The organism is Mesorhizobium sp. BR1-1-2, from assembly GCF_020165435.1.
In the GTDB taxonomy this organism is placed as follows: domain Bacteria; phylum Pseudomonadota; class Alphaproteobacteria; order Rhizobiales; family Rhizobiaceae; genus Mesorhizobium.
In genome coordinates, this window is sequence record NZ_JAIUID010000003.1 from 196,834 (window position 1) to 222,302 (window position 25,469).

Here is a 25,469-nt window from a genome sequence, read left to right on the forward strand (position 1 = left end):
CCTGAAACAATCCGCCTCGGCCCCTGCCGCATCGCACAAATTTGCTTTTTAACTGTCTAGAACTATTCCAGAAAATTCTCTATATGCGGTGCATCCGTGCCAGCGGTCGGCGCGGGAACAGAACTAGCGCCGAACCAGCGCACGCGCCGCCTTGAACGGCTCGGGTTGCTTGGGAGCGGACAGCGGAAATGGCCGTACCCGCACCTTTGCGCGTGATTGCATGCCATCGGCGTCCGTTCCCTTTCAGGCTGAACAGACAAGGACGGATCGCACGTGTCAAAATCCCTCGACAGTTTCAATTGCCGCCGCACGCTGAAAGCGGGCGACGCCGAATATGCCTATTTCGATCTCGTCGAGGCCGAGAAGAACGGCCTCACCGGCATCGCCCAATTGCCTTATTCGATGAAGGTTCTGCTGGAGAACCTTCTGCGCAACGAGGACGGCCGCTCCGTCACCAAGGACTCGATCAAGGCCGTAGCCGGCTGGCTGACCGACAAGGGGACGGCCGGCGTCGAGATCGCCTATCGCCCTGCCCGTGTCCTGATGCAGGATTTCACCGGCGTTCCGGCGGTGGTCGACCTGGCGGCGATGCGCGACGCCATGGCCTCGCTCGGCGGCGACCCGCAAAAGATCAACCCGCTGGTGCCGGTTGACCTCGTCATCGACCATTCCGTCATTGTCGACGAGTTCGGCTCGCCGATGGCCTTCGCCCGCAATGTCGAACTGGAATATGAGCGCAACGAGGAACGCTACAAGTTCCTGAAATGGGGCCAGCAGGCGTTCCGCAATTTCCGCGTCGTGCCGCCCGGCACTGGCATCTGCCACCAGGTCAACCTCGAATATCTCGGCCAGGTGGTGTGGACCAACACCGAGGACGGCGAAACGACCGCCTATCCCGACACCTGCGTCGGTACCGATTCGCACACCACCATGATCAACGGCCTGGGCGTTCTCGGCTGGGGCGTCGGCGGCATCGAGGCCGAGGCGGCGATGCTCGGCCAGCCCGTCTCCATGCTTTTGCCCGAGGTCATCGGCTTCCGCCTCACCGGCAAGCTGAAGGAGGGCGTCACCGCCACCGACCTCGTGCTCACCGTCACCCAGATGCTGCGCAAGAAGGGCGTCGTCGGCAAGTTCGTCGAATTCTTCGGCCCCGGTCTCTCCAACATGACGTTGGCCGACCGCGCCACCATCGGCAATATGGCGCCTGAATATGGCGCCACCTGCGGCTTCTTCCCGGTCGATTCGGAGACCATCCGCTACCTCACAATGTCCGGCCGCGAGGAAAGCCGCATCGCGCTGGTCGAGGCCTATTCCAAGGCGCAAGGCATGTGGCGTGACGCAGGCTCCGCCGACCCGGTCTTCACCGACCTGCTGGAGCTCGATCTCGGCGATGTCGTGCCGTCGATGGCCGGCCCCAAGCGCCCCGAGGGCCGCGTCGCGCTGGAAGGAATTCCGGCCGGCTTCGTCAAGGCTATGGACACCGAATACAAGAAGGCGGCGGAAATCTCGAAGCGCTATGCCGTCGAAGGCGCCGGCCATGATCTCGGCCATGGCGACGTCGTCATCGCCGCCATCACCTCCTGCACCAACACCTCGAACCCGAGCGTGCTGATCGGCGCCGGCCTGCTTGCCCGCAACGCCAATCGCCTCGGCCTCAAGCAGAAGCCCTGGGTAAAGACCTCGCTGGCGCCGGGCAGCCAGGTGGTCGCCGAGTATCTCGAGAAATCCGGCCTGCAGAAGGAGCTCGATCAGATCGGCTTCAACCTGGTCGGCTTCGGCTGCACCACCTGCATCGGCAATTCCGGCCCGCTGCCGGCGCCGATCTCCAAGACCATCAACGATAAGGGCTTGATTGCCGCCGCGGTGCTTTCCGGCAACCGCAACTTCGAGGGCCGCGTCTCGCCGGACGTGCAGGCCAACTATCTCGCCTCGCCGCCACTGGTCGTGGCGCACGCGCTTGCCGGCACGGTGACGAAAGACCTGACCACCGAGCCGCTCGGCGAGGACAGGAACGGGAAGCCGGTCTACCTCAAGGATATCTGGCCGAGCTCGGCGGAGATCCAGGAGTTCATCGAGAAGAACGTGACGCGCGAACTGTTCGCCCGCAAATACGCCGACGTCTTCAAGGGCGATGAGAACTGGCAGAACGTCAAGGCGCCGGAAGGCCAGACCTATGCCTGGGACGACAATTCCACCTATGTGCAGAACCCGCCCTATTTCGCCGGCATGACCACGGGGTTCGGCAAGATCGGCGACATCAAGGGTGCCCGCGTGCTGGGCCTGTTTGGCGACAAGATCACCACCGACCACATCTCGCCGGCGGGCTCGATCAAGGCCGCCTCGCCGGCCGGCAAATACCTCACCGAGCATGGCGTCGGCGTTGCCGACTTCAACCAGTACGGCACGCGGCGCGGCAACCATGAGGTGATGATGCGCGGCACCTTCGCCAACATCCGCATCCGCAACCACATGCTGGGCGAGAACGGCAGGGAAGGCGGCTACACCATCCACTACCCCTCGAAGGAAGAGGAATCGATCTACGACGCGGCGATGCAATACAAGAAGGAAGGCGTGCCGCTGGTCATCTTCGCCGGCGTCGAATACGGCAACGGCTCGTCGCGCGACTGGGCGGCTAAGGGAACGAATCTGCTTGGCGTCCGCGCGGTCATCGCCCAGTCCTTCGAGCGCATCCACCGCTCCAACCTGGTCGGCATGGGAGTGATCCCCTTCGTCTTCGAGGAGGGCACCTCATGGGCTTCGCTCAACCTGAAAGGGGATGAGCTGGTCGAGATCGACGGCCTGGACGCCATCAAGCCGCGCCAGAAGATGGCAGCCAGGATCACCTATGGCGACGGCACGGTGAAGAACGTGCCGATCATCTGCCGCATCGATACGCTTGACGAACTCGACTACTTCAAGAACGGCGGCATTTTGCAGTACGTGCTGCGCGATTTGGCAGCATAAGTAAGGGAATAAGGCAGTAGGGCAGCAAGGGAATAGGGAAGGAAGGCACCTACTGCCCTACTGCCCTACTGCCCTACTGCCCTACTGCCCTACTGCCCTACTGCCCCACTGCCCTACTGCCTCGCTGTGGCGCGCCGTAGCGCGCCGCGGCGGCCAGCAGTACGCCCAGCATCAGCCCGTTGAGCAGGTGCCAGAGGAAGTGCGTGCCGAGCGGGAAGCTGGTGCAGACCAGCGGATCGACCATGCGGCAGATGACAGACAGCACGAAGATCGCCGATCCGGCCAGATTATACCAGCCGGCGCGATTGCCGCTCGCCGCCACCCAGACACCGAAGAAGGCGAGCGCCAGGAACGGCGGCAGGTAGCCTGTGGTGCCGTTCGACGCCTGGCGCAACCAGTCCGGCACCGCGAATGTGACAAGCCCGGCAACGACATAGAAGCTGACGAAGACCGCAACCGCCTTGCCCCATTCCAGGCGCAGGAAGCGCCGCAGGTTGAACAGCGTGTAGGCCAGCGTGAAGCCGGCGATCGGCACCACGTCGGCCCAGACCGTTCCCTTGGTGGCGAAGATGTGAAAGATCGTCGAGCCGACGCCGATCGCCACCACCCACCAGGCCAGGACCTCGGCGAAGATGCCGGTCCTGCATCGCCGCACTTCGCGGACGCCCCATAGTCCTGCGGCAATGAAAGCCAGGTTTGTCAAAGCATTCGCCGGCTCTGCCCAAAGTCCAGGACCCGTTCGCTCGCAATAGAGATCGACTGGAGCCAGGAAACTTTGCCACATGATGATGATCCCGCTCCCGAATCGAACCGCCGGTTGAAATGCAGTGGCTTCTCCTATTGCCGCCCTACCCAGGCTTGCAACGACAAAATTTCACCGCAACGTGACTTCCCGTTGACTTCCGGTTCTGCCACATATTTCGGCCAATCAAAACAAAGCCGGCATCACCGGCGGGAATTGGAATGGTCATGGCCTCGCGTAGATCATTGTGGCTGGCAGCGTTCGCGCTGGCCTTCTCGGCGTTTGCCGGTGCCGGGCACGCCGGCGAGTCCGGCAAGCTCCCGGCCGACAAGCTCCAGGGCGACAGGCCCGTGGGCGTGGTCGAGCTGTTCACCAGCCAAGGCTGCAGTTCCTGTCCGCCTGCCGACGCCTTCTTCTCCGAACTTGCCGCCAGGCAAGATCTCGTCGCGCTCTCCTATCACGTCGGCTACTGGGATTATCTCGGCTGGCGGGACACGCTGAGCAGCAAGGAAAACACCGAGCGGCAATATGAGTATATGCGGGCCTTCGGCAACCGCTCGGTCTATACGCCGCAGGCCGTCATCAACGGCCGGGTTCATGTCAACGGCGCCAATCGCGGCGAGGTCGATGGCCAGCTCGCTCGCATGGCAAGGATCGGCGAAGACATGCGGGTCGCCATCAAGGTCAGCCGGACCAGCGACCGTGTCATGATCGATGCCGGCGATGGCGGGACCGGTCCCAGCGATGCCCATGTCGTCATCGTTTATTTCGAGCCGCCGCAGACGGTCACGATCGGCCAGGGCGAGAACACGGGCCGCAAGATGACCTATTGGAACGCGGTGACCGGCATCCAGACCGCCGGCATCTGGCACGGCAAGGCGCAGCGCTACGAATTGCCGATGAGTGAGATTTCCAAGAAGGGCGGCTGCGCCGTGCTTTTGCAGTCCGTCGGCAAGGATGGCCTGCCGGGCCCCATCCTGGGCGCCGCCTTCATTCACCGCCCCGGTTCCGAGGCGCCGTTCGATCGAAGGCTCTGAAGCGCGCCGCCGAGAACGGAAATGATGCGACGCGCTGTCGGTCTCCATTCATGCCTGTCGACCAAACGGAATCACGTTTGAGTGACCTGCCTCAATGGCCGGTCAGCCGATCCGCGAAAGCGGCGAGGCGCGACGTCCGCCCCAGGCCGTTCGCCTCGCGCCGGTCGGCGATGCGGTAGAGCTGGTACATGGCGTGGACGCCGAGCCAGCGCAGCGGCTCCGGCTCCCATTTCTTCACCGTGCGGTTGACCCAGGGCAACCGGGTCAGTTCCGTGTCATGTCCGAGCACCAGGTCGCGCAAGGTGCGGCCGGACAGGTTCGAACTGGAAACGCCGAGCCCGACATAGCCGCCGGCCCAGCCGATGCCGCTTTCGCGATCGAAGCCGCATGTCGTGCACCAGTCACGCGGCACGCCGAGCGTGCCGCACCAGGCATGGTCGAGCCGCACGCCTTTGGTCTGCGGCAGCAGTCTGGTCAGGATCTCGTGCAGCTGATCGATGGTCGCCTGTTGTGTCTTGCCGCGTGTGTCGGTGCGCGACCCGAAGCGGTAGGGTACGCCCCGGCCGCCCATGGCGATCCGGCCTTCCCGCGTGCGCTGCGCATAGCAATAGGTATGCGCTGCATCGCCCAGCACCTCGTAGCCGCTCCAGCCGATTTCATCCCAGAGCTTCTGCGGCAGCTTCTCGGTCACCACGATCGCGCTGTTCAGCGGCAGCCAGAGACGCTCGTAACCGGCAATGCCGGCGGTGAAGCCCTCGGTGGCGCGCACGATCTTTTCAGCGCGCACGATGCCGCGATCGGTGGTGACCTTGCCCTTTTCGAGCGCCAGCACCCGCGTCTGCTCATAGATCGGAACACCGAGCCGAACGACCGCCGCCGCCAGACCCTGCACGAGCTTGGCCGGCTGCACGCGCGCGACGTCGCGCACGACGAAGGCGCCCAGTACATTGTCGATGGCGATGCGCTCGCGCGCTTCCTGCGCACCGAGGAAGGCCAGCCGCTCCGGCGGCATTTCCCAGTGCCGGGCCTCTTCGTACTCGGCTTTGGCGCGCTCAAGCTGCGCGGCGTTGGTGGCTACGGTGATGTTGTCGACGCGGCGGATATCGGCGTCGATTCCTTCGGCAGCGGCGATCGCGATCACCTCGTCGACCGTGCCGGACATGGCGCGCTGCATGTCGATCACAGCGCCGCGCGACGAGGTTTTTGCGTATTTCTCGCGCGACCAGCTGAAGCCGCCGGACAGCCATCCGCCATTGCGGCCCGAGGCACCGAAGCCGGCGAACTCCTTTTCGACGATGGCGATGCGCAGCGCGGGCTCCGCTTTCTTGAGATAGTAGGCCGTCCACAGTCCGGTATAGCCGGCGCCGACGATGCAGACATCGGCCTCGATGTCGCCGGGCAAGGGTGGGCGGCTGGCCGGCGGGCCGCCTATGTCGGCATACCAGAACGACACGTCGCCATTGCGCTGGGCTTGCATTGCGATCTCGCTTTCGGATTTTCAGGTAAGGGTAAGATCGGCCTTGTCGTCATCGGCAAGCAGCTTCACGTCGCTGCCGGCGAAGAGCACGTCGACCTCGTCTCCAATGGCAAAAGTGTCCGCCTCGAGCGTCGATCGCACGATGGCTTTCGAGCCGTCGGCGAGCTCCACCTCGTATTTGGAACCGGAGCCGAGATAGATGGCCTCGCCGATACGCCCTGTGAGCCGGTTGCGGCCATCCCCGCCGGCACCGCGACGCGCAAGCGCCAGCTTTTCGGGACGCAGCAGCATCACCGGCTTGCCGCCATCGGCGAGACGCTTGGCGGTCGCCACTCTCTGGCCTGATATCTCGATCGCCGTCTCGTTGCCGGAAGTGGCGGCGGGGCCGCGCAGCACGGTGGAATCGCCGATGAACTTGCCGACGAAAAGCGTCGCCGGCTCGTCGTAGAGTTCGCGGCCGGTGCCGATCTGCTCGATGCCGCCGCGGTTGAACACGGCGATGCGGTCGGAGAGCACCAGCGCCTCCTCCTGGTCGTGCGTCACATAGACGAAGGTGGTGCCGAGTTCGCGGTGGATGCGCTTGATCTCGAGCTGCAGCCATTCGCGCAGTTTCTTGTCCAGCGCGCCGAGCGGCTCGTCCATCAGCAGCAGCGGCGGATCGAAGACGATGGCGCGGGCCAGCGCCACGCGCTGCTGCTGGCCGCCCGAAAGCTCGCTCGGAAAGCGGTGGCCGAAATCGGCCATCTTGACCATGTCGAGCGCGTGGCGGACGCGGCGTTCGCGTTCTGCCCCGGCGACGCCGCGCAGCTTCAGCGGATAGGCGACATTGCGGCCGACCGTCATGTGCGGGAACAGTGCATAATGCTGGAAGACCACGCCGATGTTGCGCTTGTGCGCCGGCACGCCGACCACGTTCTTTCCCCCGACCAGCAGCTTGCCGCTGGTCAGGTCGGTAAAGCCGGCGATCACGTTAAGCGTCGTCGTTTTGCCTGAGCCGCTCGGACCGAGCAGCGTCATGAATTCGCCCGGCTCGATTCGCAACGACACGCCGTCGAGCGCCTTGAAGGAACCATAGGCCTTGCTTACCGACTCCAGGTCGATCGCCGCACCACGATTTTCCGCCTTCCGAGTCATAAGCCTCCCTTCCGCTCACGACCAAGAAGCAGCATGCCGCCGCCGATCAGCAGTGTCGTTGCGCATAAGAGGATCGTGCCGACGGCCGCGACCGTCGGATCGGCGTCGCGCGTGATGGAAGCGAAGATCTGCACCGGCAACGTCTTGAGATAGGGATTGGTGATGAACAGCGACACGACGATCTCGTCGAAGGAGGTAGCGAAGGCGAACAGCAGGCCGGACAGTACCCCGGGGGCAATCAGCGGCAGCGTCACCGTGCGGAACGTGGTGAGCGAGCCTGCGCCCAGGCTCGCCGCGGCTGTCTCCAGCCGCTTGTCGAACACTTCGAGATTGGCCGAAACGGCGATCAGCACGAAAGGCAGCGCAAGGATGGTGTGGGCCAGCACGAAGCCGAGCAGCGTGCCGACAAGCCGCGTGTCGAGATAGACGGCGTAGATGCCGATGGCCAGGACCACGCCCGGCACCACCATCGGCGTCAGCATCAGCATGCGCAGGAGGTTTGCCGGCCGAGCCTGCATGCGGTCGATGCCGAAGGCGGCAAGGGTGCCGAGCACTGTTGCCAGAACCGCAACGATCGATGCGACCTTCAGCGAATTGAGAAAGCTGGTCGACCAATCCGGATTGGTGACGAAATTTTCGTACCATTGCCAGGAGAAGCCCTGGGGTGGAAATGCCAGCGATTTGTTCTCGTTGAATGACATTGGCACCACGACAAGCGTCGGTGCCACCAGCCAGATGGCTACCAGCAGGCAGACAAGGCCCAGCATGACGCGGGTGAGCGGCTTCATCTCCATCAGGGCCGCCCCGCTTGCCGATGGCTGGACCGCATCATGGGCGCGGCAAGCGCCAGCAGCACGAAGGTCGTGACGAGCAGCACCAGGCCCATGGCGCCGCCCCTGCCCCATTGCAGGAGGCTGAGCACCTGCGTCTGCACCAGCGTGGACAGCATCGTCGAGCGCGGTCCGCCGAGCAGGGCCGGCGTGATGTAGAAGCCTAGCGCCAGGATGAAGACGATGATCGCGCCGGCATAGACGCCAGGCAGCGACAGCGGCAGATACACCGTAAGGAACGCGCGCGACGGTCTCGCCCCAAGGCTCCGCGCGGCTTGCACCAGCCTGAGATCGATGCCTTTCATGACCGAATAGAGCGGCAGGATCATGAAAGGCAAAAGCACCTGCGCCATGCCGATGACCACGCCCGTCTGGGTGCGGATCAGCCTGACGCCACCGAACCCGAGCACCCGCAGGATCGAGTTGATGACCCCCGAATCCTGCAGCAGTATCACCCACGACAAAGTGCGTACCACGCCGCTCACCCAAAACGGGATCAGCACACATAGCAGCAGCACCAAGCGCACGCCTGGTCGGACCGCGGTCATCAGATAGGCATAGGGATAGGCGCAAACCACGCAGACCAGCGTGACCCACGCTGAAATGAGGAAGGTCCGCTGGAGCACGGCCAAGTTGATGGGCGCGCCGAAGAACCAGATATAGTTCTGCAGGCCCCACTGCGGCTCCGACAGGCTGCGCACGACGATGGTGAGCAGCGGATAGCCGATCACCGCGAAGAGCAGGATCAGCGCCGGCAGCGTGAGCGCGAACGGCCGCCATGCCCGGCGCTTTTCGGCCGAAATGATTGGCTCGGACGCGCTCACGGCTTTTGGTCTCCCTCAGCCGGTCAGTTGCCGGACATCAGCGCGGACCACTTCTCCTGCGCCACCGCGAAATTCGGGACCCAGAACTTGAAGTTCTGCTTATAGCCCTGCTTCTGGCGTTCGGGCGTGTTGGTCAGGAAAGCGGAGACGGAAGCGTCGACCTTAGGCTGCGCTTCACTGTTGATCGGCGTGTAAGACGTTTGCTCCGTCAACACCTCCTGCGCGTGCTTGCCGAGATAGGCGTTGAGCAGCGCGTAGGATGCCTCCGTGTCCTTGGCGCCGACAGGGATCGTCATCTGATCCATCACCACCAGCCAGTCCTGCCAGGCCGGTGCGTATTTGGCGCCGTTCTTGACCGCGGTCATGGCGCGGCCCGTCCACATCATCAGCATGTCGGCCTCGCCGGATTCGGCGAGTTGCTGCGATTCAGCACCCGTCTTCCAGAAGATGGTATCGGGGCCGAGCTTGCGAACCACATCGATGGCCTTGTCGATATCGGCCACCGTCATCGCCTTCGGGTCGCCGCCGGCGACCTTGAAGGCCTGTTCTAGCAAGCCGCCGGTCGGGCTGCCGGAGCCGTCGATTCCGCGCACGCCGGGGAATTTCTGCGTGTCGAAGAAGTCGGCCCAGCTCTTGGGCGGATTGTCCTTGTACTTTTCGGTGTTGTACATCAGCACGACGCCGTAGTTCATCGCCGGCACCGAGCATTCGCCGACCTGGCCCTCGGGAATTTTCGAGACGTCGAGTTTGGTGAGATCCAGCTTCTGGAACAGTTTGCCGCAATAGACATAGGGCGGCAGATCGTCGGTATCGACAACGTCCCATGTCACATTGCCGGACTCGACCTGCGCCTGCAGCTTGGCGATCTCCGTCGGGCCGTCATTGAGCAGCTTGACGCCCGACTTGTCGACGAACTCCTTGAGCGCCGCCGCCTGGCCGTCCTGGTAAATGCCGCCATAGGACACGAAGGTCAGCGTCTTGCCCTTCAGCGAGCCTTCGGCCACCTCTCCGGCAACCGGCTTCGATTGCGCGAGCGCGGCCGTCGCCGTCAGAAGCACGCCCAGGCACGCCGCATGTGCAAATTTCACTCTCATCGTCAACTCTCCCATTCCAGAGCTCGCATTTGTTCTCATTCACCCGGATGCGAGCGGTTTCCGGGCCTGTACTGATCAAGTTCGAGCGCGCCTGCGGTCGGCGGCGCGATAATCCAGAGCACCTCCGCCGGCGTGTCGCCGACATTGACCGTGCGGTGCGGCACCGAGGTCGCGTATTCGACGCTGTCGCCCTCGCGCATCAGATGGCGCTCGTCGGCAAGCGTCAGTTCGACGGTTCCCTTGAGCACCATGAACATCTCGTGCTCGCCGCCATGCACATAGGCGTCGTCGCCGGTCGAGCCGCCGACCTCGAAATGCCCCGCATAGACCTCGAACTGGTGGATCGGCCGCCGCGACAAAAGCATCTTGCGGCCTCGCACGCCGACGGGAACGACGGGCCGTTCCGCGCGCCTCAGCACCTTGTGCAACGGACGGCCGGAGTCTTCGAACAGGTCGTTGATGCCGAGATCGAGAGCGGCGGCGATCTTGAGCAGCGTGCCTGTGTTGGCGCCGCAAAGATTGCGCTCGAGCTGGCTGATGAAGCTCGCCGTCGTGCCGGTCATGTCGGCCAACCGGCGCAGCGAGACGCGCCTTGCCATGCGCAGCGCCTTGATGCGGGGACCGACACCGCCGGCCTCGGCCGCGACCGTGCCATTCACCTCTTTCGCCGTGGAGTCCGATACGCGTGGCATTGCCGCTCCCGTTTCACTTAACACCTTATTAAGTGGCGATGGCGTTGGCAAGCGACGGCGGCGTGCCAAGATTTCGGCGCGCATCGATCCTGCCGGTCGCACCGGGAGCGGACTGGAACCCGCCTATGGGCTGGGAAATCCGCCGTCGCGGCGATCCAGGCATGAAAAAACCGACGTCAGCTTGCTTCTGACGTCGGTCATTTAGGTTTTGGGATCGTCGCACCCGGCTCTTCCGAGGAAAAGCCGAGGTTGGTTCGATCCGACGCAGACCCGTGGGCGGGGGGCTTGGGGTTTACGAGCCGGTGCCGGACCGAACCGTCTCAGGCAACGCCGGTAAATTCGTCGGACATTGGGGCATGAGCGCGGATAAAAAATGGCGAGAATGTGGCGGAGCATCACCAATTCCAACATGTCGTTTGCAAACGTGACTGGACGCGGCGGAAATGGCGCGGCTCCGCACCGCTTTGCCAGCACTTGCAATTCCATGGCGAAAGCGCCAACTTTGGTTGGCAAAGGTTCATTTTTGAAGGATCGAGGCATGACCGATCACGGCGGCGGGACGGAGGATGGCGACGCATCCGCAATACTGATCCCGCTCCACGAGGCACGCCGTGCGCGCCTCGACCAGCCGGTGCGCTTCGAGCGGCGCGAACTGGACCAGATCCTGAAACTCTACGGGCGCATGGTCGCCGCCAACGAATGGCGCGACTACGCTATCGATCATCTCACTGACAGGGCCGTGTTTTCGGTGTTCCGCCGGGCCAGCGAGGTGCCGCTGTTCCAGATCGTCAAGGACCCGAAGCTGGCACGCAAGCAAGGCGCCTTCGCCGTCATCGCCGCGGGCGGCCGCATCCTCAAGCGCGGGCAGGAGCTTGGCCGTGTGCTCGGCGTCTTCGACAGCAAGCTGAAGCTGGTCGAGGCCTGAGCTGGGAACTGAAGAATTGAGGAATTGGGGAACTGAAGAACAAAGAAGACGGCCGGCATGCAGACGCTGAGTGCCAATTCTTCAATTCTTCAATTCTTCATTTCTTCATTTCTTCAGTTCTCTCTGACGCCTCGCGGAACTTTCGTTCGGGCAGCGAGTCCGGATCGGGCGGCACCGATGCACCGCCGTTCAGCGCCAGTTGCATGAACACCGTGTCCAGCCAACGTCCGTGCTTGTAGCCGGAGCCTTCGAGGCGGCCGGAATGGCGAAAGCCGAGCTTTTCGTGCAGCTTGACGGAAGCGCTGTCGGGATGGCCGTCGCCGATCACCGCGACGATCTGCCGAAAGCCCGCCGCCTCGGCCGCCGCGATCAGGCTTTGCATCAGCTTGAGGCCGACACCCTGGCCCTTGGCATCAGGCGCGACATAGACGGAATCCTCGACGATGAACCGGTAGGCCGGGCGGGGCCGGAAGGGACCGGCATAGGCATAGCCGAGCACGGTGCCGGCCTTTTCCGCCACAAGGTAAGGGAAGCCGCCGGCCTGGAGTGTGTGGAATCGCGTGCCCATTTCGGCGCGGGCCGGCGGCTCCAGCTCGTAGCTCGCCGTGCCGCGGGTCACAGCGTCGGCATAGATTTGCGTAATAGTGTCAAGGTCGGCCGCGCGTGCGGCCCGTATAACGATAGTGCTCATTCTTTATGCAGGCCTCTTTGTCTGCCTGCAATAACAGCAAAGGTCGACGCAAAAGAAAAGGGCGGCCGTTGGGCCGCCCCTTCCAAACCCGATGGTCCAGTCAGACCATGACGCGGACCAGGCCTTAACGGCGGTCGCCCATGAACTGGAGCAGGAACATGAACAGGTTGATGAAGTCGAGATAGAGCGTCAGCGCGCCCATGATGGCCTTGCGGCCGGCGACGTCGGACGCGTCGCCCTCGAAATACATCTCCTTGATTTTCTGCGTGTCGTAGGCGGTGAGGCCGGCGAAGACCAGCACGCCGATCGCCGAGACGGCGAAGGACAGCGCCGACGACTGCAGGAAGATGTTGATCACCATCGCGATGATGATGCCGAACACGCCCATGATCAGGAACGAGCCCATCGCCGTCAGGTCGCGCTTGGTCGTGTAGCCGAACAGCGACAGCGCGCCGAAGGCCGCGGCGGTGGCGAAGAAGGTCTGCGAGATGCTGGCGGTGGTGTAGACCAGGAAGATCGACGACAGCGACAGGCCGACCAGGCCCGCATAGACCCAGAATGTCGTCTGCGCCGCCGACACGCTCATCGACTGGACGCGGAACGACAGGAACAGCACGGCGGCCAGCGGGGCCAGCATCACCAGCCAGCGCAACGGCGAGCCGAAGATCGCGTAGCCGAACGAGGTCAGCATCTCGCCGCTCGGCAGCGTCGCGACAGCCGAGGCCGGATCGGTGGTTGTGGCCAGCATGATCGTGCCGACGGCGGCAAGACCTGTGATGAGGAGACCAAGCCCCATCAAATTGTAGACCTTGATCATATAGGCGCGCAGGCCCTGATCGATGTCGACGGCTGCGCCGGGCACGGCGCGCGTCTGATAGTTGCGAATGGGTTCAGCCATTGTGGTCCTCTATTGCTTCTGCCCCGTCCGGTGTCGGGTCCACCCGGACCCAGGCGCCGCTGGCGGGACTCCAGCATGCCTGCGGCGAAATATGATGGTTATTCGCGTCAAGAACAAGACCGTAACCGGGTGTAATGCTTCGTGAGGCACGTATGGCGCGGTTTTCCAGCCCTTTGGCCGCAAAACATTACGCCGATTTAACCAAATGACGGCCGTCGGCGGGGTGGAACCGATGCGGACTCAGAGGTTGCGCAACACGGGCGCTGCCTTGTGGCCGAGTACCCGCCAGGTGCCGGCGAGACCGATGCCGACGGTGATGACCAGCGCAAAGAGAATGGTCGCCACCGCCACTTCGGGCATGAAATGCGACGGCAATGTCATGATGCGGGCGACAACGAACCATGCGGCGGTACTGCCGGCGGCGAGCGCGAAGACCGCCGTGGCGAGGCCGATCAGCATATATTCCAGCGAGAAGGCCGATATCAGCGTCAGCCGCGTCGCGCCCAGCGTCTTCAGCACCACCGCGTCGTGGATGCGCGCCCGGTTGCCGGCGGCGAGCGCGCCTGCCAGCACCAGCACCGACGCGATCAGCGCCACGCCGGCCGCCGCCCTGATCGCCGCGCCGAGTTGTCCCACCAGCCGGTTTACGATCTCGAGCGCGTCCTTGACGCGCACCGTGGTGACTGCCGGGAAGGCGCGGGTGACGGCATTGAGGATGCGGGCATCGTCGGCCGGAGTGGCGCTCTTTTCGGTCAGCGTCGCCACCCAGCCATGCGGCGCGCCGGCAAATGTGTTGGGCGAGAACACCATGACGAAGTTGATGCCCATCGTCTCCCATTCGACCTGGCGGAAATTGGCGATTCTCGCCGTGACATTGCGGCCGAGCACGTTGACGGTGACGGTATCGCCGAGCTTCAGCCCGATTTCCTTGCCTTCCTTGTCGGAAAACGAGACGAGCGGCTCGCCGGTATAATCGCCCGGCCACCATTTCCCCTCGGTCAGCGTCGCGTTGTCCGGCTGCTTGGCCTCATAAGTCAGGCCGCGATCGCCGCGCAGCACCCAGGCGCCCTCCGCCGGCACCTTGACCTTGTCGACGGCAACGCCGTTGAGCGCCATCACCCGGCCGCGCAGCATGGGCACCTTGGCCAGCGTCCCCTGCGGGGCCTCCTTGCTGATCAGACTGGAGAAGCCGTCGACATCGCTGCTCTGGATATCGACGAAGAAGAAGTTCGGCGCCCGCTCCGGCAGGCTGCCGGAGATCTGCCGCCGCAGATTGCCGTCGATCAGCGCCAGCGTCACCAGCAGCGTCAGCCCAAGCCCCAGCGACAGCACCACCGACGGCGTCAGCGCGCCTGGCCGATGAATGTTGCCGACGGCGAGCCTGAGCGCCACGAAGCGCACGCGCGGGCTCTTCCTTGCCGACCATTGCACCAGCGCGCCGACCAGGCGCAGCACCAGGAAGGCGAAGATGGTGGCCCCGACGAAGATCGAAGCGATGCGCTGGTCGCCCGAAAACAGGATGGCGAGCGCTGCAAGCAGCACTGCGATGCCGAGCGCCGAAACGACATAGATAGCGCGTGGAAAACCGCGGCCTTCCAGCCCCATCTCGCGAAACAGCGCGGTCGCCGGCACGTCGCGGGCGCGGCCCAGCGGCAGCAGCGCGAAAGCCAGCGTCACCAGCAACCCGAACAGCGCCGCCATGCCGAGGGCGCCGGGATAAAAGCCGCCTTGCGCCGGCACCGGAATGACCGACTGAAGTGCGGCGCTGGCGGCGAAGGGCATCAGCGCGCCGAGCACCAGACCGGCGGCGATGCCGAGGGCCGCGATCATCAGGATCTGCACGAGGTAAACGGCAAAGACGAAGCCGCCCGATGCGCCCAGGCTCTTGAAGGTGGCAATGACGCCGCGCTTGCCGTCGAGATAGCCGCGCACCGCGTTGGCCACGCCGACGCCGCCGACCACCAGCGCCGTCAGCCCGACCAAGGTCAGGAATTGCGAAAAGCGCTCGATGTTGGACGACAGCGCCGGGGCCGCATTGCCGCGCGTGCGGATCGACCAGCCGGCCTCCGGGAAATCCTTGGCGGCCTCCTCCTGGATAGCCTTGAGCCGCGCCTCGTCGGCGTCGGCGGCCAGCCGGACCTTGTAGGAATTCTCGACCAGGCTGCCCGGCTGGACCAGCCCTGTGGCGGCCAGGCCCTCCGTCGAGATCATCAGGCGCGGCGCGAAACCGAAGCCTTCGGACACGGCATCGGGCTCGGTGACCAGCCTGGCGCGCAGTTCGAAGGTGGCGGTTCCGAGCTTCAGCCGATCACCGAGCTTCACATGCAGCCGTTCGAACAGCAGGTCGGGCGCGGCCGCGCCGAAAACACCGAACTGTTCGCCGAACAGCTCGCCCTTCGTCAGCGCCGGCTCGGTTTCCAGCGCACCGTAAAGCGGATAGGCCTCGTCGACGGCCTTGGCCTCGACCAGCGCCTGATCCGAGCCGTCGGCAAGCCGCGCCATCGAGCGCATGCTGGCGGTTCTCGACACGGTGCCCAGCCCATCGAGGAAGCCGCGTTCGGCGTCGCTTGCGTCGCGCTGGTTAAGCTGGAAGCGCAGATCGCCGCCAAGAAGCGTCTGGCCCTGGTTGGCAACGCCGGCACTGATCGAGCGCGCGACGGAATTCACGCCGCCGATCGCCGCGACGCCGAGCGCGATGCAGGCAAGAAAGATCAGAAAGCCGGCCAGGCCGCCGCGCATCTCGCGCAAGGAGAAGCGGACGGCGAGTTTTAACGTCCGCGCCGGCGACATCAGGCGATGGCCTTGGTCGGCGCCGGCGCCTCGATCCTGCCGGAGCGCATAGAGACCTGGCGCGAACAGCGCGCCGCGAGCGCCGGATCATGCGTGACCAGCACCAGCGTCATGCCGCGCTCGGCCGCCTTGGCGAACAGCAGGTCGGCGACCTGCTTGCCGGTCGCATGGTCGAGATTGCCGGTCGGCTCGTCGGCGATGAGAATGCGCGGCGATGGCGCAAGCGCCCGGGCGATCGCGACGCGCTGCTGCTCGCCGCCCGAAAGTTCGCCGGGATAGTGCGTGACGCGGTCGCTCAGACCGACGGCCGCCAGCTCGCGTTCCGCCACCGAGAACGGATCGGCATGGCCGGCCAGCTCCAGCGGCACGGCGACATTTTCGAGCGCCGTCATATTGGGAATGAGATGGAAGGACTGGAAGACGATGCCGACGTTTCGCCCACGAAACGATGCGATCTGATCCTCGCTCTTGCCGTTGAGCAGCTCGCCGGCAATTCGTACCGTGCCCGAATCGACCCTTTCCAGACCGGCGAGGACCATGAGCAGCGTCGACTTGCCCGACCCCGACGGTCCGACGATGCCGGTCGCCTCGCCGCGCGCCACATCGAGGCTGACGCCCTTCAGCACATGGACGGACGAGGCGCCTTCGCCCAATGTCAGCGATACGTCTTTCAGCTCGATGACGGCTTCTGTCAAAATGAAAGCGTCCTATATGGAGATGAGGGCTCCGCCCGCCGGGCCGTCGCCGGAAGAATTCTCTGTCATATGGGACCTGCCGCATGTCTTTCCAACGCAGAATTGCCGCAGGCCTGATCGTTTTCCTCGTCATTTGCGGCGCCATTTCGTCGGCACGCGCCGAGCCCTTCAAGATCGTCGGTTTCGGTGACAGCCTGATGGCCGGCTTCGGGCTCGGACCGGAAGAAGGTTTTACCGACAGGCTGCAGGCGGCGCTGCGCGCCAGGGGCAGGGATGTAATCGTCGCCAATGCCGGCGTTTCGGGCGATACCTCCAGCGGCGGGCTGGCGCGGCTCGACTGGTCGGTGCCGGACGGCACGCAGCTTGTCATCCTCGAACTCGGCGCCAACGACATGCTGCGCGGCGTTTCGCCAGACATCACCCGCAAGAACCTGGATACGATGCTGGCCAAGCTGAAACAGCGCAAGATCGCCGTGCTGCTGGCCGGCATGCGCGCAGCGCCCAATCTCGGCGCCGATTATCGGAACGCCTTCGACTCCATATTTCCGGAACTGGCCGCAAAATACGGCGTTACCTTGTACCCGTTCTTTCTCGACGGCGTAGCCGGCCAGTCCGCCCTGCAGCTTGAGGATGGCTTGCATCCGAACGCCAAGGGGGTCGCCCAGATGGTCGAGCGTATATTGCCCGCGGTCGAGAAGGCCATCGCGGCGGTGCCTGGAGGATCGTGAGCAGACCTTTCCGTTGGGGAAATCTTTCGACGAGACCTGTGACCAACAAATCTCTTGCCCCGCTTGATTATCGATGATTCGCTAGGGGCACAGTTCGATTCGAGGAAGGGAGGCTCTTCATGCCGCGTCTTTTCACCGCCCTCGAAATTCCGCGTGACGCCGCCCTTTCGCTGTCCCTGCTCAGGGGCGGCTTGCCCGGGGCCCGCTGGATCGACGTCGAGAACTACCATCTGACGCTGCGCTTCATCGGCGATGTCGAAGGCCATGTCGCCGACGAAATCGCAAACGCGCTCGACCGCGTTCACCGTCCCTCCTTCCCGCTGACGCTGTCGGGCGTTGGCGCTTTCGGCCAGAAGAAACCGCATGCCGTATGGGCCGGGGTCTCTGCCTCGCCGGACCTCGCGGCGCTTCAGGCTGAAATCGAGCGCATCTGCCAGCGGCTCGGCATTCCGGCCGATCCGCGCAAGTTCATGCCGCATGTCACACTGGCACGCCTGCGCAATTCGAGCCCGCTGGACGTCGCCCAATATCTTTCGGCGCGCGGCAATTTTTCGACCTTGCCGTTCCGCGTCAGCCGCTTCGTCTTGATGTCGTCGCGCGATTCGGTCGGCGGCGGCCCCTACATCGTCGAGGAAGCCTGGCCGCTGTCGGGCGCCGATACGCGCGCGGCAAGCCGGGTCGCCAGCGCCTCCGACGCTTCGCGGATCATGCGGTAGACCTCGGCGAAGGCTTCCTCGCCGTGGTGATAGGGATCCGGCACGTCGCGGCCCTTTCCCTGCGCAAATTCCAGGAACAGGTGGATGCGGTCGCGCACGGCGGCTGGCGCCAGCCTCTTCAGGTCGGCGACGTTCGAGTTGTCCATGCCGAAGATCAGGTCGAAACGCGAGAAATCCTCGGGCGTGATCTTGCGTGCCCGCAGTTCCGATATGTCGATGCCGTGGCGCGACGCGATGGCGATCGAACGCCGATCAGGGGCGGAGCCCGCCTCCCAGTCGCTGGTTGCGGCAGAATCGAGCACTATGTCCCGGCCCAGTCCACGTTCCGTCAGCACGGAACGAAGCACGCCTTCCGCCAGCGGCGAGCGGCAGATGTTGCCCAGGCAGACGAACAGAATGGATTTTATGGGCTTCGTGCTCATCGATCCGGCGCTATGGTGAAGGTCATCTTCGAATAGCACAGGAACCGGACATGACGAGAGAGAAACTTGGCGAGGAAGCCATCATCGCGGCGCTGACAGGCCTCGAAAGCTGGTCGCTGGCTGCGGATGGCGCTTCCATCAACCGGACGTTCACCTTCAGGAATTTTTCCGAAGCCTTCGCCTTCATGACCCGCGTCGCGCTGGCTGCCGAGAAGATGGACCATCATCCCGACTGGTCCAATGTCTACAAAACCGTCGACGTGACGCTGAACACCCACGATGCCGGCGGCGTCACGGCATTTGACATCGAGTTGGCGAAGATAATGAACCGCTTTGTTGGCTAGGGTGGTTGGGCGGCGCGGTGCAACGTCCCTAAACTTCGGCTCGACGCGGTCAAGGCTGATGCCGATTTTCAGCCCAGCGATCCGCCAAGCTCTTGCAGCAAGCGTCGGGTTTCACCACATTTTGCCCTGCGGCCATGCGCGGGCAAGCGCTTGAGCCCGCAAGGAGAAATTGATGGCGCAAAAATCCGGTTTTGATTTCTTCGGCTTTGGCGACAAGCTGGGCGGCGAGGGCGAGGTGCGCGAGAAATTCTGGCGCACGGCCAAGAAGGCCGCGCGGCAGATTCCGTTCATGGAAGATGTCGTCGCGGCCTATTACTGCGCCATGGACAAGAACACGCCGCTGCGCGCGAAAGGCATCCTGGTGGCGGCACTCGGCTATTTCGTCCTGCCGGTGGATATGGTCCCCGACTTCGTCCTCGGCCTCGGCTTCACCGATGATGTCGCCGTGCTCACCGCAGCGATCACCGCCGTCAGCGCCCATATCACGCCGGCGCATCGGCAGGCCGCCAAGGACGCCATATCAGACCAGGGCTGAGCCCTGGCACCGCCTTCGCGCGCTCTGGACACCAGCGTTCAGAGGCTTGTGGAAAAGTCAAACTCTTGCCGCTTTCATGCCCTCCAAGTCGCCGAAGGGACATCGCGCCAGCCGCTTGAAAGGCGGCGGCGCGAAGACGGCGGCGGTTTCCTGGGGTGAGCGTCCTTTTCTCAGAGGTATTCACCGTTTGGTAACCCAGATTAAATCAAAATGAAGCGACGGCAGGACGCCACGCGGCCTGCCTCCGCACCATTTGGAATACGGGAAAAACGATGCGCGGATTAATTGCTACAGTTTCGAGCCTGGTCCTGGTGGCCTTCGCAGCGCCGGCGATGGCGCAGCAGGCGACCAAGATCGGCCAGCACAATGCCTGGGGCACCTACAGCTACCAGGCATCGGGCGGCAAGGTCTGCTATGTCCTCACCGTGCCGACCGACAAGCAGCCGCCGACGCTCGACCATGGCGACATGTTCTTCTTCGTCAGCCAGCGACCCGGCCAGCAGGTGTCCTACGAGCCGCAATTCATCGCCGGCTACACTTTCCAGGAAAACTCCAAGGCCACCGTCACCATCGACAAGAAGACGTTTTCGATGTTCACGCGCGGCAAGTCGGCCTGGGTCGAGAACGCCGCCGAGGAGCCGGTGCTGATCGCCGCCATGAAATCCGGCACCGACATGAAGGTGCAGGCCAAGTCCGGCCGCGGCAACACCACCTCCTATGTGTTCTCGCTGAAAGGCATCTCGGCGGCGCTGTCCTCGATCGCCAACTGCAAATAGTCGAAGCTTCGCTTGAACAGAGGGGCCGGACCGCTGAGTCCGGCCTTTTGCTTGTCAGGCCGGGCTTTGCTCGGGCGTCGCCTCGGCCCTGCGCCGGCGGATGGCTTCCGCGATGAAGACGCGCGACAGCGCATGATAGAGCGGCTCGCGCGAGATCATGCGCGCCGTGCCGTAGCCCAGCATCGAGGCCAGCATCAGCGCGATGACATTGTCGTGATTGCCGGTCATCTCCAGGATGATGACGAAGGCCGTCATCGGTGCCTGCACGACGCCGGCGAAATAACCGGCCATGCCGAGCAACGCGGCCGCACCCGTGCTGGTGCCGAAGACGAGACCGAGCGAGCTGCCGATGCCGGCGCCGACCGAAAGCGAAGGCGCAAAGATACCGCCCGGAATGCCAGAGACCATCGACAGCAGCCCAGCAAGGAACTTCTCGGCGAAGAAGAACCAGGGCAGCGGCGTGCCTTCGACGGCGCCGCGCGCCTGCGCGTAGCCGGTGCCGAAGGTCAAGCCGCCCGAGGCGATGCCGATCGCCGCGACGCCGAGCCCGCAGATGGCGGCGACCAGCAAGGCGCGCCGCAAGGGCTGCCCCGTGTTCCAGCGCCGGATCCGCCGCGTCGCCTTCAGCGCCAGGAGCGAGAACAGCGCGCCGAAGCCGCCGCCGATGACGCCGCAGGCGATGACCAGCGGCCACTCCGCGGCAAACGAGATCGTCTCCTTCGAGACGCCGAAATAGGTGTAGTTGCCAAGCAGGCCGAGCGAGGCGATGCCGGCCAGGATCACCGCCGTCAGCACCAGCCCGTTGGTCCGCGCTTCGTAGGTGCGGCCCATTTCCTCGATGGCGAAGACGATGCCGGCGAGCGGCGTGTTGAAGGCGGCCGCGATGCCGGCGGCCGAGCCGGCCAGGATCAGGCCGCGCGCCTGCGCCATGCCGCCCCAGCGTGCCGCCTGTAGCATCAACGACGCGCCGACCTGCACGGTCGGTCCCTCGCGGCCGATCGAAGCGCCGCAGAACAGGCCGACCAGGGTGAGCGCGATCTTGCCCGCTACCAGCTTCAGCGACAGGATATGGCCACGGTCGTCGTCGTCGCGCAGATGCCGAGCGGCGATCGCCTGCGGAATGCCGCTGCCTTGCGAGCCCGGGAAGAAGGCTTGCGCCAGCCAGGCGCACAGCACGAAGCCGAGCGGCGTGATTGCCAAAGGCAGGTAGAAGCGCCAGTCGCCGCCATCGCCGATCATGGCGTGGAACAGCGCCTGCGCTTTGTCGGCCAGCACCGCGAACATAACGCTGATCATGCCGATGCAGATCGCGCCGGCCCAGAACACCAGCCGCGGCTGCCACACCCGGCGAGAGCCCCACATGGCGCGCGAACGCCGCAGCAAGGGGTATTTTCGTACTGTACCGGCCATGTCTGTCCTCTCGACGGAACCAGCCCTAACACAGGCATGACCTCGATCAAGCATTCGCATCGACGTGGATTGGACGACGGACCTGGACCAAATGTCCATGGCGGCGGTTTGGGACCATGAATAAGGAACCATGAGCTATGCCCGGTTCGCCGCAATGATCCCGATCATTTTCCGATCGGCCTCCGGGGACAAGGCTCGAATAGCCCCCGCCGACCTCGGAGCCGGCGGGAACATCGATCGATGGCAGGCCTCACATAGCCATTTTTTCGCATTCCGCCTGAGCCTTCTTGGTCGACGTGTCGATCATGAAGGCTTTGCCCTTGGCGTCGGTCATCATCATCATGCAGTGCTTGATCGGCTTTGCCATCTTCATCATCTCGGCACTCGTTTCGCATCCGGCGTCATGGTGCCCATATGCCCGTCCGGCATGATTGCCGTGACTTGCCCTGCTTTCATCATGGTCATCGTGCCCATCGCGTCTTCGGCAAATGCCTGCGAGGCGAAAAGGCCGACGAAGCCGGCAATGACGGCGAGCTTGATAGAGTTCATGCTGCATACTCCCATTTGTCGGGGCATGGTTGCCCCATCCAGGGGTTCGAACACGCGGTGAGAACCGTTACTTCAACACGATCAAGTGATCCGTTTTCAGTCGAAAAACACGGACCGCAGGCCTGACCGGCCAGCGCATCTATCAATCGGTCGGCACACGGATCGCCTCGCCATCGCATGACTCCGCTGCCAAGCTGTGCTATGGGCCGCGCTTCATATCGGGCCGATGGATGAAATTGGCCGCAAACCGCTTATATCAGTGCAACCATGACCCTTTCATTCGACCTCACCGCCGAAGGCGCCCGTGACGCGTTGCGGGCCCGCGCCGTGCCGGTCGAAAAACCGTCGCTGATCGGCCTGACGCGCGCCGAGCTCGGCGAGGCCCTCATTGCTTCCGGCATCGTGCCGGAGCGTCAGGCAAAAATGCGCGCCCAGCAGCTGTGGCACTGGATGTATGTGCGCGGCGTCTCCGATTTCGCCGGCATGTTCAATATCTCCAAGGATCTTCGCGCCGAGCTCGACAAGCATTTCACCGTGGCGCGGCCCGAGATCGTCGAGGAGCAGATCTCCGCCGACGGCACGCGCAAATGGCTGTTCCGCTTTCCGCCGCGCGGCGCCGGCCGCCCGGTCGAGATCGAGACCGTCTACATTCCCGAGGAAGGCCGCGGCACGCTCTGCATCTCCTCACAGGTCGGCTGCACGCTGACCTGCTCCTTCTGCCACACGGGCACCCAGAAGCTGGTCCGCAACCTGACGGCCGAGGAAATCCTCGCCCAGTTGCTCACCGCGCGCGACCGGCTCGGCGATTTCCCCGACCGCGACACGCCCGACGGCGCCATCGTGCCGGCAGAGGGCCGCAAAGTGTCCAACATCGTCATGATGGGCATGGGCGAGCCGCTCTACAATTTCGAGGCGGTCAAGAAAGCGCTTCTGATCGCCTCCGACGGCGATGGTCTTTCTCTCTCCAAGCGCCGCATTACCCTGTCGACCTCCGGCGTGGTGCCGGAGATTTTCCGCACCGGCGAGGAGATCGGCGTCATGCTCGCCATCTCGCTGCACGCCACCAATGACGATCTGCGCGACCTCCTGGTTCCGATCAACAAGAAATATCCGCTCAAGGAGCTGATCGCCGCCTGCCGCGCCTATCCTGGCCTGTCGAACGCCAGGCGCATCACGTTCGAATATGTGATGCTGAAGGACGTCAATGATTCCCTCGACGATGCCAAGGCGCTGGTCAAGCTGCTCAGGGGCATTCCGGCCAAGATCAACCTGATCCCGTTCAACCCATGGCCTGGCACCAACTACCAGTGCTCGGACTGGGAGACGATCGAGAAATTCGCCGACTACATAAACAATGCCGGCTATGCCTCGCCGATCCGCACGCCGCGCGGCCGCGACATCCTCGCCGCCTGCGGCCAGCTCAAGTCGGAATCGGAGCGCATGCGCAAGGTCGACCGGCTGGCACTGGAAGCCATGATGATCGCGGGGCACGGGGAGGCGTGAGGCGTCTCGTCGCCGGGCTCAAGCGCTTCGTCTTCATAGCAGTCGGCTATATCGCCGCCGTGCTGACCTCGATCCTGGTGCCTGTGCTGCTGATCGCTCTTCTGGAAGGGCTCGAATATGGCAACTGGTCCATCGTTTTCGCGTTCGACTGGCTGGTTTCCTTCCCGCTGACGGTAGTGACAGTGGCGGTCTGCGCCCTGTTGATCGTCGGCCCCGCGATCTTCATGGCCGAACGCTTGTCGCTTCGGGGGTGGTTCTACTTCGCGGCCACGGGCGCGATCACGTCCATCGCGTTCGGGGTTCTCATCCCGGGCTCGGCCGGAGGGTTTGTTTTCAACCCGGGCTTTCTCGGCTTCCTGGCCACCGCCGGCATTGCCGCCGGTTCGGTCTACTGGTTTCTGGCCGGGCGCAAGTCCGGTCATCTCATACGCCGGGATCAGCAATGACCCGTCTCGTCACCTATATCGTGCGCCTTGCCGTCATCCTGTTCGGCTATGCCGTCGCCGCGCTGGCGGCGAGCGCGTTCCTCAATGTCCTGTTCCTGGCCTCGCTCGGCTATACGCCGGCGCATGCGGAGCCGGCGGCGACCGCCTCGCTCTATTTCTCGATCCCCTTCGTCGCGCTGTTTGCCGCCTATTTCGCCTTCATGCCGGCGGCCCTCGCGATTCTGATCGCCGAGATCCTCGGCCGGCGCGATTGGCTGTTCTATGCGCTGGCCGGTGCGATCGTCGCCGCCGTCTTCCTCGGCTTCGCCGACCAGATGGGCGACACGCCATTCGCCGTCACCGAGCCGCGCGCCATGGCCGCCGTCATCGGCGGCGGCATGGTCGGGGGCATCTTCTATTGGCTCAGCGCCGGACGCTGGGCCGGAAGCTGGTGGAAAGCCGAACCGTGACCCCGAACCGAGCGCCCGCGTAAGGGGGAAGCTTTTCTGACCTCCGGTTCGGAAGAGATCAGCAGCGAACAGCAAAATCCTACTTCGCCTGGGCAGTCAGGATTTTGAGCGCGAACGCGGAAAACACGCCGGCGAAGAGATAGTCGACCACCCGCGTCACGCGCGGGCTGGCCTTCATCGCCGCCGAGAATTTCTCCGCCGCCAGCACCATCGGGGTCGTCACCGGGGTCGACAGCACCACGAACATGGCGCCGAGGAAGAACAGCTTTCCCGGCGCGTGCGGATCATGCGCCGAGACGAATTGCGGCAGGAAGGTCATGAAGAACAGGATGATCTTCGGGTTGAGCAGGTTGACGCCCAGTCCCACCATCCAGCTCCGGAACAGCGAGATTTGTGGGCCCGTCTTCTTCTCCGGCGAGAAGGCCGAGCCCTTGGTGATCGCCTGCCAGGCCAGGAAGACGAGATAGCCGGCGCCGAAGATCTTCAGCACGAAGAAGGCCATCGGCGAGGCGACGATCAGCGCCGAGACGCCGACCACCACCAGCGTGGTGTGGATCAGCGTGCCGCACAGCGCCCCCGCCATCGAGGCGAAGCCGGCGGCGCGGCCCTGGCTCAGCGTGCGCGAGACGAACAGCGTCATGTCCGGTCCCGGCGTGATCGCCAGGATGAACGTGGCGATGGCGAACTGGATCAGCGTTGCGGTGTCGGGAATGAAGGACATGGGCGATCCGTTGGCTCTAAAGACGCTGCTATAACGAATGGCTACTGTGGTTGCCAGCGGCTGTGCGACGGAAAGAA

The 25,469-nt window shown here is 64.0% G+C and carries 27 protein-coding genes; 11 read left to right on the plus strand and 16 right to left on the minus strand.

All coding sequences use genetic code 11. The features are described from left to right. The first annotated feature begins 273 nt into the window (after positions 1 to 273). The gene (gene acnA / locus LB551_RS07485) at positions 274 to 2,964 is read left to right on the plus strand and encodes an aconitate hydratase AcnA (RefSeq protein ID WP_140550625.1); all 2,691 of its coding nucleotides are present in this window, start codon (positions 274 to 276) and stop codon (positions 2,962 to 2,964) included. 97 nt (positions 2,965 to 3,061) lie between these two features. Here acnA and LB551_RS07490 read toward each other — a convergent pair whose 3' ends face one another. Then, positions 3,062 to 3,748, minus strand: coding sequence for a ceramidase domain-containing protein (locus LB551_RS07490; protein WP_224658693.1), 687 nt, complete (start codon positions 3,746 to 3,748; stop codon positions 3,062 to 3,064). Between the two features lie 179 nt (positions 3,749 to 3,927). On the opposite strand from LB551_RS07490, the gene LB551_RS07495 reads away from it, so the two are divergent. After that, positions 3,928 to 4,743 carry a DUF1223 domain-containing protein gene (locus tag LB551_RS07495; RefSeq protein ID WP_224658694.1) on the plus strand — a complete coding sequence of 272 codons (816 nt, stop codon included), beginning with the start codon at positions 3,928 to 3,930 and terminating at the stop codon, positions 4,741 to 4,743. 91 nt (positions 4,744 to 4,834) lie between these two features. Here LB551_RS07495 and LB551_RS07500 read toward each other — a convergent pair whose 3' ends face one another. From LB551_RS07500 to LB551_RS07525, 6 genes are read right to left on the minus strand one after another with little or no spacing between them, the layout of a single operon-like run. Further along, the gene (locus tag LB551_RS07500) at positions 4,835 to 6,220 is read right to left on the minus strand and encodes an NAD(P)/FAD-dependent oxidoreductase (RefSeq protein ID WP_224658695.1); all 1,386 of its coding nucleotides are present in this window, start codon (positions 6,218 to 6,220) and stop codon (positions 4,835 to 4,837) included. Positions 6,221 to 6,241: 21 nt separating this feature from the next. Continuing rightward, positions 6,242 to 7,354 (minus strand): ABC transporter ATP-binding protein, encoded by a 1,113-nt coding sequence (locus tag LB551_RS07505; protein ID WP_224658696.1) that lies wholly within the window; start codon positions 7,352 to 7,354, stop codon positions 6,242 to 6,244. Next, entirely contained in the window at positions 7,351 to 8,148 is a 798-nt protein-coding gene (locus LB551_RS07510) for an ABC transporter permease (protein ID WP_224658697.1), read from the minus strand. Before LB551_RS07510 ends, LB551_RS07505 begins: the two co-directional genes overlap by 4 nt. Continuing rightward, positions 8,148 to 9,008: an ABC transporter permease gene (locus tag LB551_RS07515; RefSeq protein ID WP_224658698.1), complete on the minus strand. Its 861-nt coding sequence runs from the start codon at positions 9,006 to 9,008 to the stop codon at positions 8,148 to 8,150. Before LB551_RS07515 ends, LB551_RS07510 begins: the two co-directional genes overlap by 1 nt. Positions 9,009 to 9,031: 23 nt before the next feature. Beyond that, on the minus strand, positions 9,032 to 10,102 hold the full coding sequence (locus tag LB551_RS07520) for an extracellular solute-binding protein (protein ID WP_224658699.1): 1,071 nt from the start codon (positions 10,100 to 10,102) through the stop codon (positions 9,032 to 9,034). 35 nt (positions 10,103 to 10,137) lie between these two features. Continuing rightward, positions 10,138 to 10,794: a helix-turn-helix domain-containing protein gene (locus tag LB551_RS07525; protein WP_224658700.1), complete on the minus strand. Its 657-nt coding sequence runs from the start codon at positions 10,792 to 10,794 to the stop codon at positions 10,138 to 10,140. Positions 10,795 to 11,332: 538 nt separating this feature from the next. Between LB551_RS07525 and LB551_RS07530 the strand changes: the two genes are divergently transcribed. Then, positions 11,333 to 11,719: a DUF2794 domain-containing protein gene (locus LB551_RS07530; RefSeq protein WP_140514020.1), complete on the plus strand. Its 387-nt coding sequence runs from the start codon at positions 11,333 to 11,335 to the stop codon at positions 11,717 to 11,719. Positions 11,720 to 11,816: 97 nt separating this feature from the next. Here LB551_RS07530 and LB551_RS07535 read toward each other — a convergent pair whose 3' ends face one another. The 4 genes from LB551_RS07535 to LB551_RS07550 all read right to left on the minus strand — a co-directional run bounded on the left by LB551_RS07535 (position 11,817) and on the right by LB551_RS07550 (position 16,793). Further along, a complete protein-coding gene (locus LB551_RS07535; protein ID WP_224658701.1) occupies positions 11,817 to 12,410 on the minus strand; it encodes a GNAT family N-acetyltransferase in 594 nt (197 codons plus the stop codon). A 124-nt stretch (positions 12,411 to 12,534) separates the two neighbouring features. After that, on the minus strand, positions 12,535 to 13,308 hold the full coding sequence (locus LB551_RS07540) for a Bax inhibitor-1/YccA family protein (protein WP_140492223.1): 774 nt from the start codon (positions 13,306 to 13,308) through the stop codon (positions 12,535 to 12,537). A gap of 240 nt (positions 13,309 to 13,548) precedes the next feature. Then, positions 13,549 to 16,098, minus strand: a complete 2,550-nt coding sequence (locus tag LB551_RS07545) for an ABC transporter permease (protein WP_224658702.1) — start codon at positions 16,096 to 16,098, stop codon at positions 13,549 to 13,551. Then, positions 16,098 to 16,793, minus strand: a complete 696-nt coding sequence (locus LB551_RS07550; RefSeq protein ID WP_224658703.1) for an ABC transporter ATP-binding protein — start codon at positions 16,791 to 16,793, stop codon at positions 16,098 to 16,100. Before LB551_RS07550 ends, LB551_RS07545 begins: the two co-directional genes overlap by 1 nt. Positions 16,794 to 16,876: 83 nt before the next feature. On the opposite strand from LB551_RS07550, the gene LB551_RS07555 reads away from it, so the two are divergent. Together LB551_RS07555 and thpR are read left to right on the plus strand one after the other, a co-directional pair. Further along, positions 16,877 to 17,521 carry an arylesterase gene (locus LB551_RS07555; RefSeq protein WP_224658704.1) on the plus strand — a complete coding sequence of 215 codons (645 nt, stop codon included), beginning with the start codon at positions 16,877 to 16,879 and terminating at the stop codon, positions 17,519 to 17,521. Positions 17,522 to 17,640: 119 nt separating this feature from the next. Beyond that, positions 17,641 to 18,237, plus strand: coding sequence for an RNA 2',3'-cyclic phosphodiesterase (gene thpR, locus LB551_RS07560; RefSeq protein WP_224658705.1), 597 nt, complete (start codon positions 17,641 to 17,643; stop codon positions 18,235 to 18,237). Here the strand turns inward: thpR and LB551_RS07565 are convergent. Further along, positions 18,141 to 18,659 carry a low molecular weight protein-tyrosine-phosphatase gene (locus LB551_RS07565; protein WP_224658706.1) on the minus strand — a complete coding sequence of 173 codons (519 nt, stop codon included), beginning with the start codon at positions 18,657 to 18,659 and terminating at the stop codon, positions 18,141 to 18,143. The genes thpR and LB551_RS07565 overlap by 97 nt on opposite strands. A gap of 50 nt (positions 18,660 to 18,709) precedes the next feature. On the opposite strand from LB551_RS07565, the gene LB551_RS07570 reads away from it, so the two are divergent. From LB551_RS07570 to LB551_RS07580, 3 genes are all read left to right on the plus strand, one after another. Continuing rightward, positions 18,710 to 19,003 carry a 4a-hydroxytetrahydrobiopterin dehydratase gene (locus LB551_RS07570; protein ID WP_224658707.1) on the plus strand — a complete coding sequence of 98 codons (294 nt, stop codon included), beginning with the start codon at positions 18,710 to 18,712 and terminating at the stop codon, positions 19,001 to 19,003. Positions 19,004 to 19,175: 172 nt separating this feature from the next. Then, positions 19,176 to 19,538, plus strand: a complete 363-nt coding sequence (locus tag LB551_RS07575) for a YkvA family protein (protein ID WP_224658709.1) — start codon at positions 19,176 to 19,178, stop codon at positions 19,536 to 19,538. Positions 19,539 to 19,810: 272 nt separating this feature from the next. Beyond that, positions 19,811 to 20,314, plus strand: coding sequence for an invasion associated locus B family protein (locus LB551_RS07580; protein WP_140492199.1), 504 nt, complete (start codon positions 19,811 to 19,813; stop codon positions 20,312 to 20,314). Between the two features lie 54 nt (positions 20,315 to 20,368). On the opposite strand, the gene LB551_RS07585 is transcribed toward LB551_RS07580, so the two are convergent. The 3 genes from LB551_RS07585 to LB551_RS07590 all read right to left on the minus strand — a co-directional run bounded on the left by LB551_RS07585 (position 20,369) and on the right by LB551_RS07590 (position 22,273). Further along, positions 20,369 to 21,724 (minus strand): chloride channel protein, encoded by a 1,356-nt coding sequence (locus tag LB551_RS07585; RefSeq protein WP_224658710.1) that lies wholly within the window; start codon positions 21,722 to 21,724, stop codon positions 20,369 to 20,371. Between the two features lie 250 nt (positions 21,725 to 21,974). Then, entirely contained in the window at positions 21,975 to 22,100 is a 126-nt protein-coding gene (locus LB551_RS29915; RefSeq protein ID WP_263495727.1) for a hypothetical protein, read from the minus strand. Beyond that, entirely contained in the window at positions 22,097 to 22,273 is a 177-nt protein-coding gene (locus tag LB551_RS07590; RefSeq protein WP_224658712.1) for a hypothetical protein, read from the minus strand. The genes LB551_RS29915 and LB551_RS07590 overlap by 4 nt, the downstream gene beginning before the upstream one ends. 267 nt (positions 22,274 to 22,540) lie before the next feature. Here LB551_RS07590 and rlmN point away from each other — a divergent pair, with 267 nt between their 5' ends. Genes rlmN through LB551_RS07605 form a run of 3 tightly spaced genes read left to right on the plus strand, consistent with a single transcriptional unit; the run spans position 22,541 to position 24,671 of the window. Next, positions 22,541 to 23,776 carry a 23S rRNA (adenine(2503)-C(2))-methyltransferase RlmN gene (gene rlmN / locus LB551_RS07595; protein WP_224658714.1) on the plus strand — a complete coding sequence of 412 codons (1,236 nt, stop codon included), beginning with the start codon at positions 22,541 to 22,543 and terminating at the stop codon, positions 23,774 to 23,776. Then, complete coding sequence (locus LB551_RS07600; protein WP_224658715.1) at positions 23,773 to 24,222, plus strand: hypothetical protein; 450 nt, start codon at positions 23,773 to 23,775, stop codon at positions 24,220 to 24,222. The genes rlmN and LB551_RS07600 overlap by 4 nt, the downstream gene beginning before the upstream one ends. After that, positions 24,219 to 24,671 (plus strand): hypothetical protein, encoded by a 453-nt coding sequence (locus LB551_RS07605; protein ID WP_224658716.1) that lies wholly within the window; start codon positions 24,219 to 24,221, stop codon positions 24,669 to 24,671. Before LB551_RS07600 ends, LB551_RS07605 begins: the two co-directional genes overlap by 4 nt. 79 nt (positions 24,672 to 24,750) lie before the next feature. Here the strand turns inward: LB551_RS07605 and LB551_RS07610 are convergent, their stop codons facing one another. After that, entirely contained in the window at positions 24,751 to 25,392 is a 642-nt protein-coding gene (locus tag LB551_RS07610) for a LysE family translocator (protein WP_140550602.1), read from the minus strand. Positions 25,393 to 25,469: the final 77 nt, after the last annotated feature.

What these genes read in the sequence shown, in the direction of transcription:
- LB551_RS07490 (WP_224658693.1), bottom strand. Translation starts at nt 3,748, where the DNA reads ATGTGGCAAAGTTTCCTGGCTCCAGTCGATCTCTATTGCGAGCGAACG.
- LB551_RS07495 (WP_224658694.1), top strand. Translation starts at nt 3,928, where the DNA reads ATGGTCATGGCCTCGCGTAGATCATTGTGGCTGGCAGCGTTCGCGCTG.
- LB551_RS07500 (WP_224658695.1), bottom strand. Translation starts at nt 6,220, where the DNA reads ATGCAAGCCCAGCGCAATGGCGACGTGTCGTTCTGGTATGCCGACATA.
- LB551_RS07505 (WP_224658696.1), bottom strand. Translation starts at nt 7,354, where the DNA reads ATGACTCGGAAGGCGGAAAATCGTGGTGCGGCGATCGACCTGGAGTCG.
- LB551_RS07510 (WP_224658697.1), bottom strand. Translation starts at nt 8,148, where the DNA reads ATGGAGATGAAGCCGCTCACCCGCGTCATGCTGGGCCTTGTCTGCCTG.
- LB551_RS07520 (WP_224658699.1), bottom strand. Translation starts at nt 10,102, where the DNA reads ATGAGAGTGAAATTTGCACATGCGGCGTGCCTGGGCGTGCTTCTGACG.
- LB551_RS07525 (WP_224658700.1), bottom strand. Translation starts at nt 10,794, where the DNA reads ATGCCACGCGTATCGGACTCCACGGCGAAAGAGGTGAATGGCACGGTC.
- LB551_RS07530 (WP_140514020.1), top strand. Translation starts at nt 11,333, where the DNA reads ATGACCGATCACGGCGGCGGGACGGAGGATGGCGACGCATCCGCAATA.
- LB551_RS07535 (WP_224658701.1), bottom strand. Translation starts at nt 12,410, where the DNA reads ATGAGCACTATCGTTATACGGGCCGCACGCGCGGCCGACCTTGACACT.
- LB551_RS07540 (WP_140492223.1), bottom strand. Translation starts at nt 13,308, where the DNA reads ATGGCTGAACCCATTCGCAACTATCAGACGCGCGCCGTGCCCGGCGCA.
- LB551_RS07545 (WP_224658702.1), bottom strand. Translation starts at nt 16,098, where the DNA reads ATGTCGCCGGCGCGGACGTTAAAACTCGCCGTCCGCTTCTCCTTGCGC.
- LB551_RS07555 (WP_224658704.1), top strand. Translation starts at nt 16,877, where the DNA reads ATGTCTTTCCAACGCAGAATTGCCGCAGGCCTGATCGTTTTCCTCGTC.
- thpR (WP_224658705.1), top strand. Translation starts at nt 17,641, where the DNA reads ATGCCGCGTCTTTTCACCGCCCTCGAAATTCCGCGTGACGCCGCCCTT.
- LB551_RS07565 (WP_224658706.1), bottom strand. Translation starts at nt 18,659, where the DNA reads ATGAGCACGAAGCCCATAAAATCCATTCTGTTCGTCTGCCTGGGCAAC.
- LB551_RS07570 (WP_224658707.1), top strand. Translation starts at nt 18,710, where the DNA reads ATGACGAGAGAGAAACTTGGCGAGGAAGCCATCATCGCGGCGCTGACA.
- LB551_RS07575 (WP_224658709.1), top strand. Translation starts at nt 19,176, where the DNA reads ATGGCGCAAAAATCCGGTTTTGATTTCTTCGGCTTTGGCGACAAGCTG.
- LB551_RS07580 (WP_140492199.1), top strand. Translation starts at nt 19,811, where the DNA reads ATGCGCGGATTAATTGCTACAGTTTCGAGCCTGGTCCTGGTGGCCTTC.
- LB551_RS07585 (WP_224658710.1), bottom strand. Translation starts at nt 21,724, where the DNA reads ATGGCCGGTACAGTACGAAAATACCCCTTGCTGCGGCGTTCGCGCGCC.
- LB551_RS29915 (WP_263495727.1), bottom strand. Translation starts at nt 22,100, where the DNA reads ATGATGAAGATGGCAAAGCCGATCAAGCACTGCATGATGATGATGACC.
- LB551_RS07590 (WP_224658712.1), bottom strand. Translation starts at nt 22,273, where the DNA reads ATGAACTCTATCAAGCTCGCCGTCATTGCCGGCTTCGTCGGCCTTTTC.
- rlmN (WP_224658714.1), top strand. Translation starts at nt 22,541, where the DNA reads ATGACCCTTTCATTCGACCTCACCGCCGAAGGCGCCCGTGACGCGTTG.
- LB551_RS07605 (WP_224658716.1), top strand. Translation starts at nt 24,219, where the DNA reads ATGACCCGTCTCGTCACCTATATCGTGCGCCTTGCCGTCATCCTGTTC.
- LB551_RS07610 (WP_140550602.1), bottom strand. Translation starts at nt 25,392, where the DNA reads ATGTCCTTCATTCCCGACACCGCAACGCTGATCCAGTTCGCCATCGCC.